The 19,161-nt window shown below is 59.9% G+C and carries 14 protein-coding genes and 1 pseudogene; 10 read left to right on the top strand and 5 right to left on the bottom strand.

Going from position 1 to position 19,161, the window contains the following annotated elements; translation table 11 throughout:
- Window positions 1–160 precede the first annotated feature (160 nt).
- The 3 genes from B0G73_RS15785 to B0G73_RS15775 are packed head-to-tail and all read left to right on the top strand — an operon-like array spanning window position 161 to window position 4,869.
- Window positions 161–1,441 carry a dicarboxylate/amino acid:cation symporter gene (locus B0G73_RS15785; RefSeq protein ID WP_106282311.1) on the top strand — a complete coding sequence of 427 codons (1,281 nt, stop codon included), beginning with the start codon at window positions 161–163 and terminating at the stop codon, window positions 1,439–1,441.
- 57 nt (window positions 1,442–1,498) lie between these two features.
- Window positions 1,499–3,499, top strand: a complete 2,001-nt coding sequence (locus tag B0G73_RS15780) for an ATP-binding protein (protein ID WP_106282245.1) — start codon at window positions 1,499–1,501, stop codon at window positions 3,497–3,499.
- A gap of 17 nt (window positions 3,500–3,516) precedes the next feature.
- The gene (locus tag B0G73_RS15775) at window positions 3,517–4,869 is read left to right on the top strand and encodes a sigma-54 dependent transcriptional regulator (protein WP_181196560.1); all 1,353 of its coding nucleotides are present in this window, start codon (window positions 3,517–3,519) and stop codon (window positions 4,867–4,869) included.
- A 79-nt stretch (window positions 4,870–4,948) separates the two neighbouring features.
- Here B0G73_RS15775 and B0G73_RS15770 read toward each other — a convergent pair whose 3' ends face one another.
- Window positions 4,949–5,479: a TlpA disulfide reductase family protein gene (locus B0G73_RS15770; RefSeq protein WP_106282243.1), complete on the bottom strand. Its 531-nt coding sequence runs from the start codon at window positions 5,477–5,479 to the stop codon at window positions 4,949–4,951.
- 301 nt (window positions 5,480–5,780) lie between these two features.
- Here B0G73_RS15770 and B0G73_RS15765 point away from each other — a divergent pair, with 301 nt between their 5' ends.
- The gene (locus B0G73_RS15765; RefSeq protein WP_106282241.1) at window positions 5,781–6,347 is read left to right on the top strand and encodes a hypothetical protein; all 567 of its coding nucleotides are present in this window, start codon (window positions 5,781–5,783) and stop codon (window positions 6,345–6,347) included.
- 341 nt (window positions 6,348–6,688) lie between these two features.
- On the opposite strand, the pseudogene B0G73_RS15760 reads toward B0G73_RS15765, so the two are convergent.
- Window positions 6,689–8,203 (bottom strand): annotated as a pseudogene (locus B0G73_RS15760) (YifB family Mg chelatase-like AAA ATPase); the annotation flags it as partial.
- Window positions 8,204–8,589: 386 nt separating this feature from the next.
- Here B0G73_RS15760 and B0G73_RS15755 point away from each other — a divergent pair.
- Complete coding sequence (locus tag B0G73_RS15755) at window positions 8,590–9,051, top strand: hypothetical protein (protein WP_106282240.1); 462 nt, start codon at window positions 8,590–8,592, stop codon at window positions 9,049–9,051.
- Between the two features lie 131 nt (window positions 9,052–9,182).
- Here the strand turns inward: B0G73_RS15755 and B0G73_RS15750 are convergent, their stop codons facing one another.
- Complete coding sequence (locus B0G73_RS15750) at window positions 9,183–9,752, bottom strand: recombinase family protein (protein ID WP_106282238.1); 570 nt, start codon at window positions 9,750–9,752, stop codon at window positions 9,183–9,185.
- Between the two features lie 678 nt (window positions 9,753–10,430).
- Here B0G73_RS15750 and B0G73_RS15745 point away from each other — a divergent pair.
- Window positions 10,431–12,569 (top strand): helix-turn-helix domain-containing protein, encoded by a 2,139-nt coding sequence (locus tag B0G73_RS15745; protein WP_106282236.1) that lies wholly within the window; start codon window positions 10,431–10,433, stop codon window positions 12,567–12,569.
- A gap of 133 nt (window positions 12,570–12,702) precedes the next feature.
- Here the strand turns inward: B0G73_RS15745 and herA are convergent, their stop codons facing one another.
- Together herA and B0G73_RS15735 are read right to left on the bottom strand one after the other, a co-directional pair.
- Window positions 12,703–14,445, bottom strand: a complete 1,743-nt coding sequence (herA, locus tag B0G73_RS15740) for an anti-phage-associated helicase HerA (RefSeq protein ID WP_106282234.1) — start codon at window positions 14,443–14,445, stop codon at window positions 12,703–12,705.
- Window positions 14,442–15,695 carry an SIR2 family anti-phage-associated protein gene (locus B0G73_RS15735; protein WP_106282232.1) on the bottom strand — a complete coding sequence of 418 codons (1,254 nt, stop codon included), beginning with the start codon at window positions 15,693–15,695 and terminating at the stop codon, window positions 14,442–14,444. The genes herA and B0G73_RS15735 overlap by 4 nt, the downstream gene beginning before the upstream one ends.
- Before the next feature lie 173 nt (window positions 15,696–15,868).
- On the opposite strand from B0G73_RS15735, the gene B0G73_RS15730 reads away from it, so the two are divergent.
- From B0G73_RS15730 to B0G73_RS15715, 4 genes are all read left to right on the top strand, one after another.
- Entirely contained in the window at window positions 15,869–16,120 is a 252-nt protein-coding gene (locus B0G73_RS15730) for a hypothetical protein (RefSeq protein ID WP_146144186.1), read from the top strand.
- A 754-nt stretch (window positions 16,121–16,874) separates the two neighbouring features.
- Entirely contained in the window at window positions 16,875–17,561 is a 687-nt protein-coding gene (locus B0G73_RS15725; protein ID WP_106282228.1) for a hypothetical protein, read from the top strand.
- 338 nt (window positions 17,562–17,899) lie between these two features.
- Window positions 17,900–18,523 (top strand): RNA 2'-phosphotransferase, encoded by a 624-nt coding sequence (locus B0G73_RS15720; protein ID WP_106282309.1) that lies wholly within the window; start codon window positions 17,900–17,902, stop codon window positions 18,521–18,523.
- A 236-nt stretch (window positions 18,524–18,759) separates the two neighbouring features.
- Window positions 18,760–19,038, top strand: coding sequence for an AlpA family transcriptional regulator (locus B0G73_RS15715; RefSeq protein WP_106282226.1), 279 nt, complete (start codon window positions 18,760–18,762; stop codon window positions 19,036–19,038).
- Window positions 19,039–19,161 lie beyond the last annotated feature (123 nt).

Genomic DNA, 19,161 nt, shown 5'->3' with positions numbered 1-19,161 from the left:
AACTAAAGCAAGGAGACAACGATGTCCGATTTCCCTTCCCGGTATTTCTGAATTCGTCCCTTGTCGCGGCCTAATGCCGTGCACAGGCGTGACGACTATTCGTTCGCATGATGCGCAGCGTGGCAGGCCATTTGAGCTCATCCACATCGCAGGAACCATCGTGAAGAAACCTATCCACAAAGTGCTGTACGTCCAGGTGATCGTGGCGATCCTTATAGGTATCGCACTCGGCCATTTCTATCCGGATTTCGCCGTCGACATGAAGCCGCTCGGCGACGGCTTCATCAAGCTGATCAAGATGGTGATCGGGCCGATCATCTTCTGTACGGTGGTGACGGGTATCGCCGGCATGGAGGACATGAAGAAGGTCGGGCGAGTGGGCGGCAAGGCGCTGCTGTACTTCGAGATCGTCTCGACTTTCGCACTGGTGCTCGGCCTGGTGGCCACGCACGTGCTGAAACCGGGCGTCGGCTTCAACATCGATCCGGCCACGCTCGACGGCAAGGCAGTCGCATCGTACGCCGCCAAGGCGCATGGCCAGACCACGGTCGACTTCCTGATGCACATCATTCCGGACACGTTCGTGTCGGCGTTCGCGCAGGGTGAAATCCTGCAGATTCTGCTGATCGCGCTGCTGTGCGGCGCGGTGCTCGCGACTGCCGGTGAGAAGGGCAAGGTGGTGACGAGCTTTATCGACGGGTTCTCGCATGTGCTGTTCGGCATTGTGCGCATCATCACGAAGCTGGCGCCGATCGGCGCGTTCGGCGCGATGGCGTTCACGATCGGTAAGTACGGTATCGGCTCGCTGCTGCCGATGCTCAAACTGATCGGCACCTTCTATCTGACCTCGATCGTGTTCGTGGTGGTCGTGCTCGGCATCATCGCGCGTGCGGTGGGCTTCAACATCCTGCGCTTCGTCGCGTACATCAAGGAAGAGATGCTGATCGTGCTCGGCACGAGTTCGTCCGAAGCCGCGCTGCCGCAACTGATGCTGAAGCTCGAAAAGCTCGGCTGCTCGCGTTCGGTGGTGGGCCTCGTGGTGCCGACCGGTTATTCGTTCAACCTCGACGGCACCAACATCTACATGACGATGGCCGTGCTGTTCATCGCGCAAGCCACCAACACCGACCTCACGTGGACGCAACAACTCACGCTGCTGGCGGTGACGATGCTGACCTCGAAGGGCGCGAGCGGTGTGACCGGCGCGGGCTTCATCACGCTGGCCGCGACGCTGGCCGTGGTGCCGACCATTCCGCTGTCGGGCATGGTGCTGATTCTCGGTATCGACCGCTTCATGAGCGAATGCCGCGCGCTGACGAACATCGTCGGCAACGGCGTGGCGACGGTGGTGGTGTCGGCATGGGAAAAGGAACTGGACCGCAACAAGCTGAACGCCGCGTTGCGTGGCGATGTGCCGGTCAAAGAGCCGGCCGGCGTTTAAGCTGTTTGATCGGCAACGTCCTTTAACGCAACGTTCACGGCCGCGGACACCAAACGTATGAAACCGGTGTCCGCGCGCCCAACCTTCACGTCGTCGGCTGACGAAGCCTGGCCCGACGACGCTTCGCCTTATGCCACAATAAACGATCCTCACCGATCGGATATTGCCAACGTGACGCGACGCCTGCTGATCCTCTTCGCGCTCGTCGCCGGGCTCGTGGTGGCGTGCGGGCTCACTTACAGCATCGCGTGGCAAAGCGGCATCGACCATTTGCGGCGCAACGCCGCGGTGCGGGTCGACCGTACGACCAGCGCGCTGAAGAGCACGCTCGAACGCTACGAATCGCTGCCGTATCTGCTGGCGGAACATCCCATCGTGCAGGACGCGCTGGTCAATCCCACGCCGGTCAATGTCGAGCGCGCCAACCTTTATCTCGAGGATCTGAACCGCCACGCGCGCGCCACGGTCACCTACATCATTCCACTCGACGGCTTTTGCGTCGCCGCAAGTAATTGGCGCGGGCCGGGCAGTTTCATCGGCGCGGGCTATCAATTCCGGCCGTATTTTCTCGATGCCGTCAAAGGCGGCGTGGGCCGCTTCTTCGGCATCGGTACGATCTCGCAGGCGCCGGGCTACTACATCTCGCAGCCGGTGCGGCGCGAGGGCAAGATTGTCGGCGTGGCGGTGGTCAAACTCGATCTTGAATGGTTCCAGGGCGCGGATGCGTCCGAACCGCTCGTCGTCACGGACGATCACGGCGTGATCTTTTTGTCGTCGGTGCCGGCGTGGAAGTACCACACCATCCGGCCGCTGTCGGGGCCGGTCGCCGATTCGATCTATCAGGCGCGTCAATACGCGCAGCAGCCGATCGCGCCGCTGCCGGTGTCGATCGAACGCACGCTCGAAGGCAACGCGCAGATCGTGCGCATCGGCGGCGGCCGCTATGCGCCGCGTTATCTCGCATCACGGCGCGGCATGGGCGAGCCGGACTGGCATCTGATCACCATGTCGCCCGTCGATCCGGTCGACGCCGATGCGCGCAAGGCAACCATCGTCACGGGCTTCGGCTATGTGTCGCTCGTGTTGCTCGCGTTTTACTGGAGAATGCGCCGGGCTCGCGTGCGCGAAGTGATGCGCAGCCGCGCGCTGCTGCAAAAAGCCTACGCGGAGCTGAACCGGCGGGTTGCCGAGCGCACCGCGGATCTCTCGCAGGCGAACGAACAGTTGCAGAAGGAGGTGGCCGAGCGCACGCGCGCCGAGCAGGAGTTGCGCGCCGCGCACGACGAACTGATCCAGGCGAGCAAGCTCGCCGCGCTCGGTCAGATGGCCGCCGGCATCACGCATGAATTGAATCAACCGCTCGCTGCGTTGCGCGGTTTTTCGGACAACACGCGCGTGCTGCTCGAGCGCGGCGACCAGGCGTCGGCGCGCGAAAATCTCGAAGCGATCGCCGCGCTCACCGAGCGCATGGGCAAGATCACCAATCAGTTGAAACTGTTCGTCGGACGCGCGCGGCCACGCAGTGCGCGCGCGCCGGTCGTGCGGGCGTTGCGCAACGTCGTCGCGTTGCTGCAAAAGCGCTTGCAGGGCGTCGAAGTCGACTTCGCTTTGCTCGATACGGACAACGGCACGCGCACGCCGCTGAGTCTCGCCGACGACCATCCCGAACTGGTCGCGCACTGCGACGATCTGCGGCTCGAACAGGTGTTGATCAACCTGCTCGGCAACGCGCTCGATGCAACCGCCGACGTCCACCTGCCACGCATTTCGATCGAGATCGAAGTCGCCGATGCGAATCTGTCGATCGCCGTGAGCGACAACGGCCCCGGCATTCCCGACGACGTCCTGCCGCGTCTGTTCGAGCCGTTCTTCACCACCAAGGAGATGGGCCAAGGGTTGGGGCTGGGGCTCGCGATATCGTCGTCGATCGCGCGTGATTGCGGCGGCTCGCTGGTGGCGCGCAACGCGCCGCGCGGCGGTGCATTATTCGTGTTGACGCTGCGCCGCGCGCGCGTGCAGACGAGCCACACAACGGACCCGCTGACCACGGGCTCCTGAATCACACGGAAAACGCCATGCTGAACCACGGCCTGCAAGTGCTGTATATCGAAGACGACGAACTGGTGCGACGCGCCAGCGTGCAGAGTCTGCAACTGGCGGGCTTCGACGTGATCGGGCATGCCTCGGTGGAATCCGCGGCGAAGACGATCAGCGCGGACTTCTCCGGCGTGATCGTCAGCGATATTCGTTTGCCGGGCGCGAGCGGCCTCGATCTGCTTGCGCAATGCCACGAGCGTGCGCCCGATGTGCCGGTGATTCTGGTGACGGGCCACGGCGATATTTCAATGGCCGTTCAGGCGATGCGCGACGGCGCGTACGACTTCATCGAAAAGCCTTTCGCCTCCGAGCGTCTGATCGAAACCGTGCGGCGCGCGTTGGAGCGCCGCAAGCTGGTGCTGGAGAACCTCGCGCTACGCCGTGAGTTGGCGGAACAGAACTCGGTGGCGCCGCGGATCATCGGCAGGAGTCCCGCCATCGAACAGGTGCGCCGGCTGATCGCCAATGTTGCGCCGACCGACGCCTCGGTGCTGATCAACGGCGACACAGGCGCGGGCAAGGAGTTGATCGCGCGCAGCCTTCATGAGCTGTCGCCGCGACGTGACAAGCCGTTTATCGCGGTCAACTGCGGTGCGCTGCCGGAGCCGATGTTCGAGTCGGAGATGTTCGGCTACGAGCCGGGTGCATTCACGGGCGCGGCGAAACGCCGCATCGGCAAGCTCGAACATGCGTCGGGCGGCACGCTGTTTCTGGATGAAATCGAGAGCATGCCGCTCGCGTTGCAGGTCAAGCTGCTGCGAGTGCTGCAGGACGGCGTGCTGGAACGCCTCGGCTCGAATCAGCCGATCCGCGTGAATTGCCGGGTGGTCGCCGCTGCCAAGGGCGACATGGGCGAGCACGTCGCGGACGGTTCTTTCCGGCGCGATCTGCTGTACCGGTTGAACGTGGTGACGATCGCATTGCCGCCGTTGGGCGAGCGTCGCGAGGACATCGTGCCGCTCTTCGAACATTTCCTGCTGGACGCGGCCGTGCGTTACCAGCGCCCCGCGCCGATTCTCACCGACCGTCAGCGCGCGGGCCTGATGCAGCGCGACTGGCCCGGCAACGTGCGCGAGCTGCGCAACGCCGCCGACCGGTTCGTGCTCGGCATTGCCGACGACCCGGTCATGTCCTTCGGCGACGACGGCGCGGCCACGCAGCCTTTGAAGGAGCGAGTCGAACAATTCGAGCGGGCGGTGATTGCGGAGGCGCTGGAGCAGACCGGCGGCGTTGTGGCGGTCGCGGCGGACAAGCTGCAGCTCGGCAAGGCGACGCTCTACGAGAAGATCAAACGCTACGGGCTCGCCGCGAAGGGAGAAGGGGAGCGGTGACGGAAATGAAAACGCCGGCGTCGCGATGCGAGGCCGGCGTGTTTGATTCAGTCGGATCGGGTCAGACTGCGCTGCTCGCTCAGGCCGGTTTCAGCGCCTTTTCGAGCAACTGGTCGAGTTCCGCGAATTGCGGTTCGCCCACATAGCGCTTGAGAATCTTGCCGTCCTTGTCGACTAGGAACGTGGTCGGCGTGAGCTGGACATTGCCGAACTGCTTGGCGGCCGAGCCGTCGTCCATTGCGACCTTGAACGGCAACTGGCGGGTTTGCGTGTAGTTGGCCACGTACATGGGCGCATCGTAGTTCATCGCCACGGCGACGAATTCGAGGCCTTGGCCCTTGAAGCGGTTATACGTCTGGACCATCTGCGGCATTTCCTTCATGCACGTGTCGCAGCTCGTCGCCCAGAAGTTGACGAGGTAGACCTTGCCTTTCAGGTCGGCGGTCGAAACTTTCTGACCGGACAGCAACGTGAAGGTCGCGTCCGGCACGCGCTGCTGGCCGGCAAACGCAAAATAACCGGCGACGGCAATCGCGACGGCCACGGCGGCAATGATGATGTAGCGAAGCGGATTCGCTCGCCGGGTGGCGGAGGACGGCGTGGAACTCATGAACGGAACCTCAGGAGTCGCGCGGAACGCGCGGGACAATGCGTCGGCTTGGGTTTTCGGCCCGGTGCTGAACGGCCCCGTTATTGTAGCCCCATTCGGGCGGTGCGGCAGGCCGCAGGCCAGGAGCGGATAATAGGGTTTTACGTCCTCGTCAGTCTGGTCTTCTGTCCCCATGCTCCGAACTGTTTTTTGCGTTAGTCGCTTTCTCGCTCGAACCCCGTTCTTTCTTACTTCTGCCAGCGACTCGGCGGCCCGCTTTTTTGACCGGTTGCCGCGCCCGATAGGGGGCGGCGACCGCCCAATGGATTCCGCGGCCCAATTGGCGAGCGCGCGCATGGTGTTGAGCACGCTCGCTTGCGGGCTGGTGTTGAGCGCCGCGCTGAGCGCCTGTTCGCCCACTTTCGACTGGCGGACCATCATGAATAACGACAACGGCTACACCGTCGACCTGCCGGCCAAGCCGGGCAACGATCAGCGGGCCGTGCAGATCAACGGCACGCCGATGCAGATGGCGATGCAGACAGCGGAAGCCGGCGACGCCGTTTTCGCGGTCGGCACGGTCATGCTGCCCAATGACGACGAAGCCACGCAGCGCGCCGCGCTCGATTTCCTGCGCACCGGCCTCGCCCGCAACGTGGGCGCCCCGCCTGATGCGCGTGCCGTGCAGATCCCGCTTGCTGCCGGCGGCCAGGTGCTCGGTCTGGAAATGAAACTGAGCGGCGAAGCTGGCTCGCTGCACGAGTCCCGCACTGTCTACGCCCGGCTCGTGGCGCGCGGACGGCATGTGTATCAGGCTGCGATCATCGCGTCAAAGCCGATGCAGCAGGAACAGGTCGACCAATTTTTTTCGTCGTTCCAACTGTATTAAGTGCGGTATTTTTGGCCGATTCGACGCCTGACGGCGCGGCAGCGGCGCTGCGCACACTGAAAGTTCCTTCGCAGCTTTGCGCGCTAATTCCCGGTTTACGTTGAGGTTTTTCTGTTGCTCACCGTTCCTGTGGATAACTCTGTTGAGAACTCGCGAAAATTGGCTGGAGATGCCCATTCTATGGGCACTCTGTCAGATTCGGCCCTCTCGACGCCGCTAAAAAAACTCAATCAAATCAACGTCTTTTGGATGCGGCTCCCAGCGTACCTTTCAGTTGTTTCAAAATTTATCTGGAACGCGAGCGTGTGCATAAGTCAAGTCTTGACAGCATGTTTTTCACCTCATAGAGAGCCAAAAGCCCGGCGATACTGGATCGCTTCGCCAATCTGCGCGGCGCTCGGCATCGGCGCGCCGGCGAGATCGGCGATGCTGCGTGCCACCTTCAGAACCCGGTAGTACGCGCGCGCAGACCAGCCGAAGCGTTCCCCGGCTTCGCGCAACAAGGCCTCGCCGGCAGAGTCGGGGCGGCAGACCTCGTCCACTTCCCGTCCTCCCAATTCACGATTGGTTTTGCCCTGACGCCTTAATTGCCGCTCGCGGGCGCGGCTGACGCGAGCCGCGATGGCGGCGCTTGTTTCGCCGGCGGCCGTCGAGCGCGCGGACAGTTCCGCTGGGGTGAGAGCGGGTATCTCGAGCTGGATGTCGATGCGGTCGAGCAGGGGGCCGGAAAGCTTGCGCAGATAGCGCGCAGCGATCTCCGGCGTGCAACGGCAGCGGCCGTTGGGGTCGCCGCGCCAGCCGCATGGGCAAGGGTTCATGGCGGCGATCAATTGACACGCAGCCGGAAAATCCGCCTGTAAGGCGGCGCGTGAAATCGTGATGCGGCCGGCTTCGAGCGGTTCCCGCAGCGTTTCCAGGACATGGCGATCGAACTCAGGAAGCTCGTCGAGAAACAGCACTCCCAGATGCGCCAGCGTAATTTCCCCGGGTTGCGGCGGATTGCGCCCGCCGACCAGCGCGGCGGCGCTCGACGAATGATGCGGAGCGCGAAACGGCCGCCGACGCCATTGCGACGGCGTAAAGCCGGCCCGGCTGGCGGATAGCAAGGCGGCGGAAGCGAGCGCCTCGTCGTCGGTCATGGGCGGCAGCAGGCCCGGCAGGCGGGCGGCGAGCATGGATTTGCCCGCGCCGGGTGGCCCGACCAGCAAGACGTGATGCCCGCCGGCAGCGGCAACTTCGAGTGCCCGGCGCGCGCCGCGTTGACCGATGACGTCGCCCATATCCGGCATAACGGCCGCTGGGCTTTCGGCGAGGTTCGGCGCGGCGACGGGATAGAGGCGGCTGTCGGGCGCTTGCGCGAGGTGAGCGCACAACGAAGGCAGATCGGCGGCGCCGTAGACATCGACGCCGGGTACGAGCGCCGCTTCCGCCGCGCTCGCAGCGGGTAGATAGAGCTGAGGCGTGGAATGTACGGCTGCCTCGCCGACAGCAAGCTCGCTCGCCGTCCCGGCGCATTGCGCCACAGCGCCGCCGCCTTGAGCCGCGCCGCCGCGCGCCGTTCCGCATGCCATGGCGAAAGCGCCGCGCATCGGTCTGAGCGCACCAGTCAGCGACAGTTCTCCCGCGAATTCACGATGCAGCAAGGACTCGGCAGGAATCTGGCCGCTCGCCGCCAGAATGCCCAAAGCGATGGGCAGATCGAAGCGGCCGGATTCCTTCGGCAGATCGGCCGGCGCGAGATTGACGGTGATGCGTCGGACGGGGAAGTCGAAGTTGCAGTTTTGCAGCGCCGCGCGCACGCGCTCGCGGCTTTCGCGCACTTCCAGATCAGGCAGGCCGACGATCGACAAGGTGGGTCAGTAAAAGTACCTACACAGAGCGACAAACTTGTGTCCACGCTGGCGCACATTTAAGAAAACGGGTCGGACGTCGTAAACCTCAATGGACGCCTTGCCAGAAAAAAGACGAATTCGAGATTTCAAACACGCGAGAGATACGGACACTTTTAAACCGAACCGGGAGGTGCTGCGCGCCGTGTCCTACTGGACACGGTGTAGCCCGCTGTAATCTGATGGCCGTTCGGTTCGCTGATTGCAGGCTGAACGGCCGTTACTGCCGCGGCCATCCCAAGTGCCATTAGACCCAAGTGTCGCAAATTGCGACGCTTGGGACCTCGAGAGTCTGTACGGGTCATTGAAAACTAGAACCTGTGCGTGCTGTACCTGTTAAAAGGAGTGGTTGGATGTTGAAGTTGGTTGCCGGCACCGAGTTCAAAAGCGCCGACGGCGGTGGGAGCGGCGAGACCGAAATGGTTGCAGTGGCCCCTGCCGCCGAGCCGAAAAAGGCAAAGGTGAAACCGCCCGTGACGCTTTCCGCGGAGCAAAAGGACGAGGCTCGGAAGCTCATCTTGAACTTCGTGGTGTGTGATACGCACTCTGAACTCGAGTTCACGGTGCAGGGCTGGATTGAAGCGGTGAATCGGGCGCTGGAAACTGGCGATAGCGGCCTAACATCGCCCGTCACCTTGGTTATGGCAGGCATCAGGACCATGAACAACATGGGCGTTAAGCTCAGCACCGCAGGGAGTGAATTCGGCATGTCGACTTCCGCTTTTGCGACGGTGGTTGAGCCGAAAAAGCTTGCTCGCTACATACCCGAACTCAAGAAGGGCGCCGCGGATTTGCTCGGTTTGGCTCTCTACTGACCAACGTTCGCGACCGTGAAGTCGAAGGATGTGATGCGTCGTGTCCTAGTAGGACACGGCGAGATTCGCTCGCGCGGAAATCCCAGCTGGCCCATCGTGTCCTTAAAGGACACGGCGTCGGCCCGACACGGTTATCGGATAGCCGTTCGATTTGTTGATTGAAGGCTGTACAGAGTGGAGCGGGACACCCCGAAACGTCGCGCGATTTCGGCGACAGAAAGCTCCCTGTTTTTCATCATCACCAGCGCGGCACGTGTGTCTTTCGCGCCTAATAGTCGCGGTCGACCTCCTTTCCGACCCCGTGCACGGGCGGCGTCCAGACCGGCGACGGTTCGCTCCCTGACAAGTTCGCGCTCAAACTCGGCTAATGCGGCAAACAAATGGAAGACGAGTTTCCCTGCTGGGCCGGCTGTGTCGATGGACTCCTTTACCGATTTGAACTTGATGCCGCTTTGCTCCAAGTCGTTGACGATTCGAATCAGGTCTTGGAGGTTCCGCCCGAGTCGGTCCAACCGCCATACAACTAAAGTGTCGCCTTCGCGCAGCGCCTTCAAACAATGTGTCAGTTCTGGCCTATCGGCCGATTTGCCGCTCGCCGTGTCTTGATAGACGCAGGTAGCACCTGCTTCCTCTAGCGCGTCCCGCTGCATGTCGAGCGTCTGCTCAACGGTGCTGACCCGCGCGTATCCAATAACCGCCATGTATACCCCTTTGTTGAACGTTGAATGTTGGACGGAATGTCGAACACTCAAATGGGTATAGCCCGGCTAGTTGTCGTCACTTCGACGCGTGTCCGGGAAACCATCGTTTTTTGGACAGGTAATAGCGTTGCCCAGGTAGTACTGTTTCCGCTAGCTTCAAGGACACCATTCTCAAACCGAAAAAGACGCAACGGTCGAGCTTCTCATAAATGGTTAGTGATTGCCCGGCACGAAACCGGCGTATGCCGCCGTCCGGGAGGACGCCAGGCGCCTAGAGTTCGGACTACTGCTGCCCATCCTCGAACCGAAGTGATGTGTCCAACCTTGGACACTGCCTACGCCGCTGGTCGCGTCGGCCCAAGATGTGTCCAACCGCGGACACTCATCCGTTCGAGACCGAACGCGCACGGCCCCGCGCGCAGCGAGCCGATGCCGGGCCTTCATTCGGAAACGCCACCATTAACGTCGCAAAGTTGCCATTCTGGGCGGCCCCGCAGGCTCATTTTTCTGCGAAACGGCTTATCGAGGTAGCGAAATACATGGATTCGTCTTACGCGTCCGGTTCACAGAGGGCTGCCGTGCAACGATGTCGCAACGTTGCAAATGATATGTGAAACGTTGTTGCAACCATTCGAAGTCCGCTACACTGAATTCTCCATACGAAAACGGGGAGCGAGTATGACTGGACAAATCTTGACATCAATGGCCCTCGGCCATCATCTGGCTCGTCTCCGAGACCAGGTAGGCCTGAAGCAGGCGGAGCTCGCCCGTAAGGTCACGTGGAGTCCCGCGGTCCTCTCGAGAGTCGAAAGCGGCGAACGTGACCTGAGCGCCGAAGAACTCGAAGAAGTGCTGCGAGCCATTGGGTCGGAAGAAGCCCTCAAGCTTCGAGAGCGCATCCAACGGCAGTGGCAGGTGCTGCCGCAGCCACCTCTTGACCACCCGGAGCAGGAGCTTCTATGGGAAGCGGAACTCGCTGCTCAGCAGTTGCGAAATCTCGCGGCATCCGACGATGTATCGGGCTCGTTCCAACGACGGCTCGACGAATATCAGGAAGAGTTGCAGTATTTGGCGAGCCTGGTGCAGAAACGGGAGCATACGGTTGCGTTCATCGGCAGCATTGGCATTGGTAAATCGACGGCAATCTGCCGAATGACGGGGCTCGAAGTGCAGGAGGAGGGCGCCCCGGCGCAACCAGTGCTTGAGGCTGGTGCCGGCGGTATTACCGTGTGCGAAGTGCATCTTCAAACCGGTCCTCAGTACGGCATCACCGTGGAACCATGCTCCGATGAAGAAATTCGTCAGCATGTTGCCGACTTCGCTGACCATGTCAGTCATGCGGGCGCGCACGGCGCAGGTGACGATGTTGACGCCTCCGAGGCTGACGGCCAGGGTATTTCGCGCGAAATCGAGCGCGCTATCCGGAACATGGCTGGACTGAGGCTTCGGAAAGAAAAAATAGACGGAAAAACGGTTCGGCGTGACGACGCGAAGGAGATGGCTCAGCGTTACGAGTCGACGCGGGAGGTAGTGGTCGAAGTTCTCTCTCGCATGGAGCTACACCGTCGTGATACGAGACACATTTGGTACGACCCGTCTACGGGGAAGGCTCCGCTCACGTGGCTGAAGGAGACGTTTGAAGCTATCAACAACGGGCGGCTGGCCGAATTCACCCTGCCGAAGCGGATTGAAGTGGTCGTGCCAGTAAAGCTGCTCGAGACAACCGACCTCACTACCCGCCTTATCGATACCAAAGGCATCGACAGAACGGCCGCACGTGCCGACCTAGAGATGCACCTTCACGACCCTCATACTTTGGCGGTCCTTTGCTCCAGCTTCAATAACGCGCCCGGCGCCGAAGCCCGCCTACTGCTTACGCGCGCTCGCGAGGCAGGCATTCGAAACTTGGCGCTCAAGGCTGCGGTGGTCGCCCTGCCGCGCCCGGAAGAGGCTTTGGCGGTGAAAGACGATGGTGGCGAAAGGGTTGAGTCCGCAGAGGAGGGTTATGAACTGAAGGGCGACCAAGTCGCGACGGCGCTTGAGCCGCTGGGGCTGGCCGATTTGCCGGTCGGTTTCTTTAACGCCCGGGAGGACGCGCCTTCCACCCTTCAGGACTTTGTTGCCAAGCAACTCCGGCGAGTCCGAGATGAGTTCTCGCGGCGGCTTGAGCAGGCTACCGAGAATATCCGGGAAGTCATCCGAAACCAGGAACGTGAGCAAACGCAGGCCGTCATCCGGGAAGCCGCTGCCCAATTGAAGAATTGGTTGACGCAAAATGCTAAGTGCCCGCCCGTAAAACAACAATTGCAAGCAAGTTTGATGAGCGAACTGGTCAAGGCACATGCAAGTACGATTCATGCGGCAGTGCGGCGTGGTGGTGATTGGCCAAATCTGAACTACAGCAATGAGCTTGGGCACGGCGCCCGTGTACTGGCAGCCAATTCACTTGGTCGCAGCCTAAAGGCATTTCAAGCCGTCGCCGAAAATCTGCGGACGAACCCTGATTTCGCTATGGCGGTACCCTTGGTTTCTCAGGCGGAAAAGGTGATGTTCGCTGCTTTCGACGGTGTACTCGTCAAGATGCGACTGCTTGGTGAGACGCTGTTCGAAGAGGAAATGCGACGAGACGCCACCTTCTGGCGAAACTGCGAAAACGAATGGGGCAAGGGGCCTGGATACAGAGACCGCGTGGTGACCCAAAGCAAACAGTGGTTTGATGATGAGCGCAAGGACGAGCTTAATCGCGCGATTCAGACCTTGTTGTCTTCGGAATGGGCCGACAGCGTATCGCGAGTTTCCGCACTTCTGGACGAGTAATGCCGGGCGGCTTGTGCATGCTGTTCTCGAACGACTCAAGTTGATGAACGCGCCGTGTCCTAATAGGACACGGCGAGATTCGCTCAGGAGGTCTAGCAGGCTAGCGACGCGATGGTCCCTTAATGCAAGACGTTTAAGGTCGCTGCATCCCCCACCTCCGGAACGCGCCATCATCGGAGCGAGGCTTCGGCGAAGCATCAGGCGCTCGCAGCATCGTCGGCATAGCGATGCTTCCGCCGAAGACGATGGCGGTCTGTCGCGCAAGGCCGGCTATGCGCCTGACTTCCCTTCTGTCCGCCCACTCGCTTGCTGACTGGACTGCTGCGAGGTCTTTTTCTGACGTCAGCCGGAACGTGACCCAGTTATTGCACTGCGAAAGCACCGTAGGAGAAATTTCGGATGGCCGTTGCGTGCTGAGCCACAATGCCAAGCCGAATTTCCGTCCTTCCTTCGCCAGACGCTCGTAAGCCAGCGAGTTCTCGTTTGCGTCTTCGCCCGAGCCAATCGGACGCATATAGTGATGGGCTTCCTCCAAAACCAGCAGAGTTGGGACCGCCTGATGCTGGCCACGTCGGAAAAGCTCATATGCGTAGAGTTCCAAAAGTGAGCCGAGGACGAATGGCGTAAGGTCATGAGAGACGCGGCGCAGGTTGATGATATGCACGCGCCAGTCCACCTCCTGGCCGCCAAAGATGCGTTCCACCAGATTGGCCGACTCATCCGTCCACGAGAGTTGCGCGCCGTGGCCTGCGCCGCCATTGACGTCGACAACGTCTGTGAACATCGGGTCTTCTGCAAAGCGATGGATTCGAGTAACCAAGGGCGAGACATTCGAATAGTGGAAGCTCGAACGCTCGGGTCCATTTCTGCCAGGCTGTATTCCGTGGCTCTCCGCAACAAGCGCGGCCAGCGCAGCGATATGTGGCCACTGTGCAACCACGGGCGCCGTGCCGTTCCGAATGCGTTGCATCCGCGCTTCGGCGTCGGCGGCGCCGGCCTGCCGACAGTCGTCAAATAATGTTGCCGCCGCGTCAGCTGCCAGCCCAGCCCCGTTCGCTGCGGCAAACCATCTGACCTTGTTCAGGTGCTCCAGCGCAAATGAAAGCGCTGGACGTTGGGTTCTTTCACTGGGTATTAGCAATCGATGAAGCCCGAACCGACCAAGGGCGTAATACGGAATTTTGAAAGAGTTGGCCTCGTTGCCGCCAAGCGTCGTGACTTTCACCGCGCCAGCGGGAAGGTCAGCGAGCTGGAACGCATCCTCATACTCACCGTTGATGTCAAACACGACTATGCGAGCCCGGGGGAACCGAACTACCTGCTGGAGCACTGACGCCGTAAAGCAACTCTTGCCTTGGCCAGAGCTTCCCAACACCGCAACGTGTCGCGACAGAAAACTCTCAAGCCCCACTCGGAGCGTGCCACCGCCACGTAAATCCTCGCCAAGCGCAATCGGCAAGTCTTCGTCGTCAGCTCGGCCGAGAGATGCTTCCAACTCTTCGCGCGTCAGTGGAAAAGCTTCAGCCCCCAATGGTGGTGTTGGAAGTGAGTCGCTGATAAACCGGGTTGCGCCGCCGTCTCGGAAAAGTCGTCCGACGACCACGCCGGTTAGATTGCGCAGCGGCTCCGATTGGTGGGTGCTCGAGCCGACCCCTAAGCGATGCGCTTCTTTCGGCTCGGCGAAACTGAGCGTAAGGACCTTCATCACCAAGATACGGCTGCCAGCGTCCAGCGCCAGAAGGCTGCCCACTTCTGTGACGGTCGAAACCCCTTGCAGATGGGACGCGACCTGACCACGATGCATATCGAGCAAGTTAAGCGTGACTTCCGCTCCGTCAATCTGGACTACGTAGCCGACTGGCTGGCGACTTCTCATAGTCCCTCCGCCGGGTCGTACAAGTGAGCTTCTGGCACGAGGGGCTCGCGAAGGGCCTTTGCCAAACGGCGCATTTCGTCGTCGTACAGAAGAGGGTCAGGCAACTGCGCAGCCAGCTTGTCCAAGTACGCTTCGGCGCCGCCACCGACAACTGTAACCCTCGGGTTCTTCAGCGACAGCAACTTCCTTAGCGCTGCCGGCAGCGCCGGGTCCAGCACATTGCCTGAAAACTCCGGAGAGTAGACGACTAGCTGGAGTGTCGGGTTGAGCAGCGCAGAAGTAAGCAACCGGTTGATATGTTCATCGCCAAAGCCGTAGCCGCAAACCAGCAAGCTTGTCTGTGGACGTGACAGAAATTCGGAGAACCGCCTGAACAGTTCGCCGAGAACATAGCCGACGGTCTGCATGTATTTTGCCGCTCGCGGCATCACCATGAACCCGAGCTCAGTCTTGGTCAGGTCGTCCAAGAAAGATTGAATGCCGGCTCCTGCAAGGGCCGCCTGCATTTCATAAACCTGCCCGGCGTCTTCGCGCCAGGTCAGTGAACCGTGCAGCTTGGCGAGGTAAATGTTGTAGACGCCAAAACGTGCCTCACCTCGCGCTTGGGTGTTGCGGAATCCGAGGTCGAAGCTTTGAGGCGAAAAGCGTCGGCCATGGACGCCCAAGAATCCGTCGACCACCTGCAGGTCGATACTTTCTGCCGACCACTCCACCGCAAGGTCGTAGTTGGTCGTGAACACCCATGGTGCCGCCTGTCCAGGCTGGCGGGCTGCGACGAGCTTTTGCAGGACTGTGCGATGGTGCTGAAGCTGCACAGCATCCGATTCAGCACCGCCCGGGGATTGCCACCACGCAGGTTGCAATTGAGCTGCTCGAACCACGGCGCGGGTCAAATGCGCACGCGCTCGTTCAAGATGCGGCACGTCGGCACTTGCTTGCCGTCTCCACTCCACCAGCGCAATCTCCAGTGAATCGTTCAGCTGCTCCACGTTGGGAACAACTCTAGCATCTGGTGCCGCGAGCGCTTCTGGCTGAATGAACCCACTGCCTCTGAGCCACTGGGCTTCGTTGGGAGAGGTTGCAACGAAATCGGACCACAAACTCCACATTGTTTTACCGCCGACGGCAACCGATGCTCCGGCGCCCAACATCAAACCGACATTTTCCAAACGCAAAAGCGTTGCGAGCTGCGCCTGGAGTTCGACCTCGTCCGTCAGCGGGGTGGCCCCCCGTATTCCCACGATTGCCATCGCTGTCCCTCAGATTTATTTGGTGTGCCCCTCCCCGTGGACGAGCACTGTCTCGCTGGCCGGGTTTGAGCGCCAGTCGAGCGCTCGGAATGATATAGCCAAATTTTGATGCCACGGCTGTTGACGTCAGCAACGTATGCCAATAAATCTCTTCTGATAACAACCCACGCCGAATGAAAGTCATTGTTTTATACGAAACCGCCATGTGTGGAGCGCCGACCTTATTCCAAAACGCCACCATTCAACTGCCAACGCATGGCGTTTTATGCCGCAATCGGCTCGTCGGCGAACTTTACACGGCAGTCGAGGTATGGTTCATCACTGTGATGCGGGTAAAATTAGAAATATTTTTCTTAAGCAGACGATTGTTTGGGAAAATTGTTATCTTCGCTCCCGCGAAGGTGGCGGTTTGGAATAAAGATTGAGTCGAGACGGTGGCAGTTTCCCGCCCCGAGCTGCCATGGTCAGGTTGGAACGATGGCAGTTTCCCGCTCCGAGCTGCCATGCATTCCGAAACGTAGCATTGCCATATGCGGCGTCCTGGGAAGTGAGCGCACTCGCGAACCGAGGCAAGGTCACCGGAATTGTCCGGGCGAACTTGTCTGCGATGACAAGGTCACCAAAAATGTGCCTAGCGTTCTCTATCGAAGGAGCGAAAAAATAAAAATTTGTGCATGAGGCCGGTTTAACGCGATGCCTTATCGAAAATTCAGGCCCTGACGCCATCTGCGCCCGAATTCCGGACAATCTCGGTGACTTTGCTGTCTCGTTCATCTCAGTCGCGCTGGGAGGCGGAGATTTTTTGTGACCTTGCTGCCTCTCGTTTTCATACCGCTGGATAGTCGCACCACGAGCCTTCGTGACCAAATCTACCGGCGCTTCGGTTACAAGGTCACCGGAATTGTTCTTGAGTCTGTAGAGGCGACAAAATGCTACAGATTTCTTCAGTGCGTCCAGCACAACGCGTGGTATCGCGTCTTCGCAACAGTGAAAACTGCCTTCGTATAGCGTTAAATGAGCAATTTGCCAAGCAGTGCGAATTATTTGTTGACTGCAATCAGTCGAGCTTGCTAGTTTGTTTTTTCGTTTACGAACTGATGCCATCGCTGAGGGCTCGGCCGTTGACCTGTACTTGCCTGAAATCAGACGCGTATTCACATGTCAAAACGAGGAATCACAATGTTACGGCCCGCTCGTCAAACAGAGGAAACCACGGCGCTCGAAGACGCACGCGTGGACTATGCGATTGGACGCGCTGTGGCCGCTGCTATTCTGGTCGACCCGGCAGGTGTCGAGGCACTGCTGGACATTCCAGATGCGGAACTTGGGAGACTATTTAAAAACCGCTTATGGAAAATCATCGGCGTTGCTACGGTGTACAACCTCGACCTGCGCGCGATGCGCGAAGAAGACGAGCGCCTGCGCAAGCGCTCCAGCCACCTCTCGAAAGTTCGAGCATCGGAACTAGAGGGGAAGACTCAAGGTGCGTTGGCAGCGCGCTACGCCCTTGTGCAGGACGGAAAGCTGCTACGCGAGAAGGACTTTTGCCTCGCTGCACATATTACGGTGAAGAAGCTGGGAAAAGACCTCACTTCGGGACGAATCTTCAGCGCCAACGCTGGACGCGCAAGGTATTACCCTGCCTTCTTTCTTTCGCACATGATTGGCCGCAACGACCTCGCGAGGGTCATACGCCGCTTGCGCGATACACCGGGATGGAGCAAATGGGATTTTTTCACCACTGCGACGAAGGAGCTTGGTGGCTGGACGCCGCTTCAACTTCTTAAGAATGGAGAGGTCAAAACCGTACTGATGGCCGCCGCAGAATTCGCGAAAGGCCATGCTTCACAACTCCCAAAATCGTGAAGGACATTCTAAACCATCGTTCTTCAGAACCTGCCGCTTCTGTAGGTGCCGCCAGTCGGATTCCTTCTCAGCTTGCTCGTATTGCGCATCAAAAAAAGCTATGGGAAGACGGGGTCTTCCTCAGGCGCTCCCCCGTTTCTTTGAACGAGCACCAACCCTCTCTTATCCGAGGCCGAGACGCGACTTCCGAAAATCAAATTGACCTGGACACCGACCAGCAGGCGACATGCAAGCGGAGATAGATGCGCCCAAGAAAGACTGGGAGCGGTGTCGCGCGACGCACCGCACGAGGGATTGAAACCCTCCCTCTTCACAATTGACGCAAGGTGTATATCTACATGAACGCGGGTACAGATTCGCATATCCCGGACGATTACGTCGCGGTCAGCCGACTTCTCTCGAAGATTTTGCGCCATGCGCCCGAGATAGTTGGCATATCCCTCGACGACCAGGGCTGGGTATCAGTCGATGAATTGATTCGCGCAATCGAGCGTGCCGCTCGTGATGTGCGGGCGTCGAAGCGGCTGAGGACGCTGCCCATACTAACAAGAGACGTCATTCTGGCGGTCGTCGAGACGAGCGATAAAAAGCGCTTCTCACTTTCAACAGACGGCAGGCGAATACGCGCGGCGCAGGGCCACTCGATAGAAGTGAACCTGGGATATGCATCAATGGAGCCGCCAGCTGTTCTTTATCACGGCACGGCCCGGAGCAACTGGACGAGTATCTCGGGTGAAGGTTTGACGTCTCGAGCTAGGCACGCCGTTCATCTGAGCACCGACATTGACACGGCAACGCGAGTAGGTGCTCGTCACGGTCAACCATTGGTACTGGTCGTGGATGCCGCACAAATGCATGCCGACGGGTACGCTTTTACTCGCTCGGATAATGGTGTGTGGCTTACCGCGGTGGTGCCGCCGGCGTACCTATCCCAATTCGAACCCGACGGACGCAGGCGGTAGTCGTGAACGTTCGCTCAAACTAGCGCATCCGTTGATGCGAATAAGAACATGCGACGCTGCATTTAAAGCGGAAGCGGCACATGAACCTCAAGATGTTCCGGGTAAACTTTGCCATTTTGAGATAGCCGAATCGCAATACGTTTTTTTGTAGCGCGTTCGTTAAGTATCACGGTAAACGGAGGTAACGCGCGCTTATACTATATGCAGTCATGTGACTGCTTACAGAAACGTGACCCATGCAACAGCTCATGTCGCCCCATGCATTGGCAGCCTTCCTCGGCTTGTCGGTGCGGACCATCTATAACCGCCACTCCACCGGCGGAGACCTCCCCAAATCTATCAAATTGGGCAACCGGCTTCGCTTCCGGTCTGGAGACGTCGACGCTTGGCTTGATGCCAAACAACAGTCGCTCGCCACGCAGACCCTGATGCCAACGCCTGGTTGGCCGTTTCATCCGCATGAGCGTCGGCGGCCGTTTGTGAGAATACATGCCGTGGCCCAGCTTTCGCGGTAACTCGCAGTTCTTCGCACCCAAAGGAAACGCCCTGGCTGGAACCAAGGCGGGGTGCGCCCAAGGCGCGTCGCTACTCGCTGACAATCGAGTATAGGCGCGGAATCTCATCCGCCGCACTCAGCA

Source organism: Paraburkholderia sp. BL25I1N1 (assembly GCF_003002025.1).
GTDB lineage: Bacteria > Pseudomonadota > Gammaproteobacteria > Burkholderiales > Burkholderiaceae > Paraburkholderia.
The sequence above is the reverse complement of the archived record's forward strand: the minus strand, read 5'-3'. Positions and strand labels throughout refer to the sequence as shown.

Coding starts and splice junctions, on each gene's coding strand:
- B0G73_RS15780 (WP_106282245.1), top strand. CDS start 1,499: ATGAAACCGGTGTCCGCGCGCCCAACCTTCACGTCGTCGGCTGACGAA.
- B0G73_RS15775 (WP_181196560.1), top strand. CDS start 3,517: ATGCTGAACCACGGCCTGCAAGTGCTGTATATCGAAGACGACGAACTG.
- B0G73_RS15745 (WP_106282236.1), top strand. CDS start 10,431: ATGACTGGACAAATCTTGACATCAATGGCCCTCGGCCATCATCTGGCT.
- B0G73_RS15755 (WP_106282240.1), top strand. CDS start 8,590: ATGTTGAAGTTGGTTGCCGGCACCGAGTTCAAAAGCGCCGACGGCGGT.
- B0G73_RS15715 (WP_106282226.1), top strand. CDS start 18,760: ATGCAACAGCTCATGTCGCCCCATGCATTGGCAGCCTTCCTCGGCTTG.
- B0G73_RS15725 (WP_106282228.1), top strand. CDS start 16,875: ATGTTACGGCCCGCTCGTCAAACAGAGGAAACCACGGCGCTCGAAGAC.
- B0G73_RS15720 (WP_106282309.1), top strand. CDS start 17,900: ATGAACGCGGGTACAGATTCGCATATCCCGGACGATTACGTCGCGGTC.
- B0G73_RS15750 (WP_106282238.1), bottom strand. CDS start 9,752: ATGGCGGTTATTGGATACGCGCGGGTCAGCACCGTTGAGCAGACGCTC.
- herA (WP_106282234.1), bottom strand. CDS start 14,445: ATGAGAAGTCGCCAGCCAGTCGGCTACGTAGTCCAGATTGACGGAGCG.
- B0G73_RS15765 (WP_106282241.1), top strand. CDS start 5,781: ATGGATTCCGCGGCCCAATTGGCGAGCGCGCGCATGGTGTTGAGCACG.
- B0G73_RS15770 (WP_106282243.1), bottom strand. CDS start 5,479: ATGAGTTCCACGCCGTCCTCCGCCACCCGGCGAGCGAATCCGCTTCGC.
- B0G73_RS15735 (WP_106282232.1), bottom strand. CDS start 15,695: ATGGCAATCGTGGGAATACGGGGGGCCACCCCGCTGACGGACGAGGTC.
- B0G73_RS15730 (WP_146144186.1), top strand. CDS start 15,869: ATGAAAGTCATTGTTTTATACGAAACCGCCATGTGTGGAGCGCCGACC.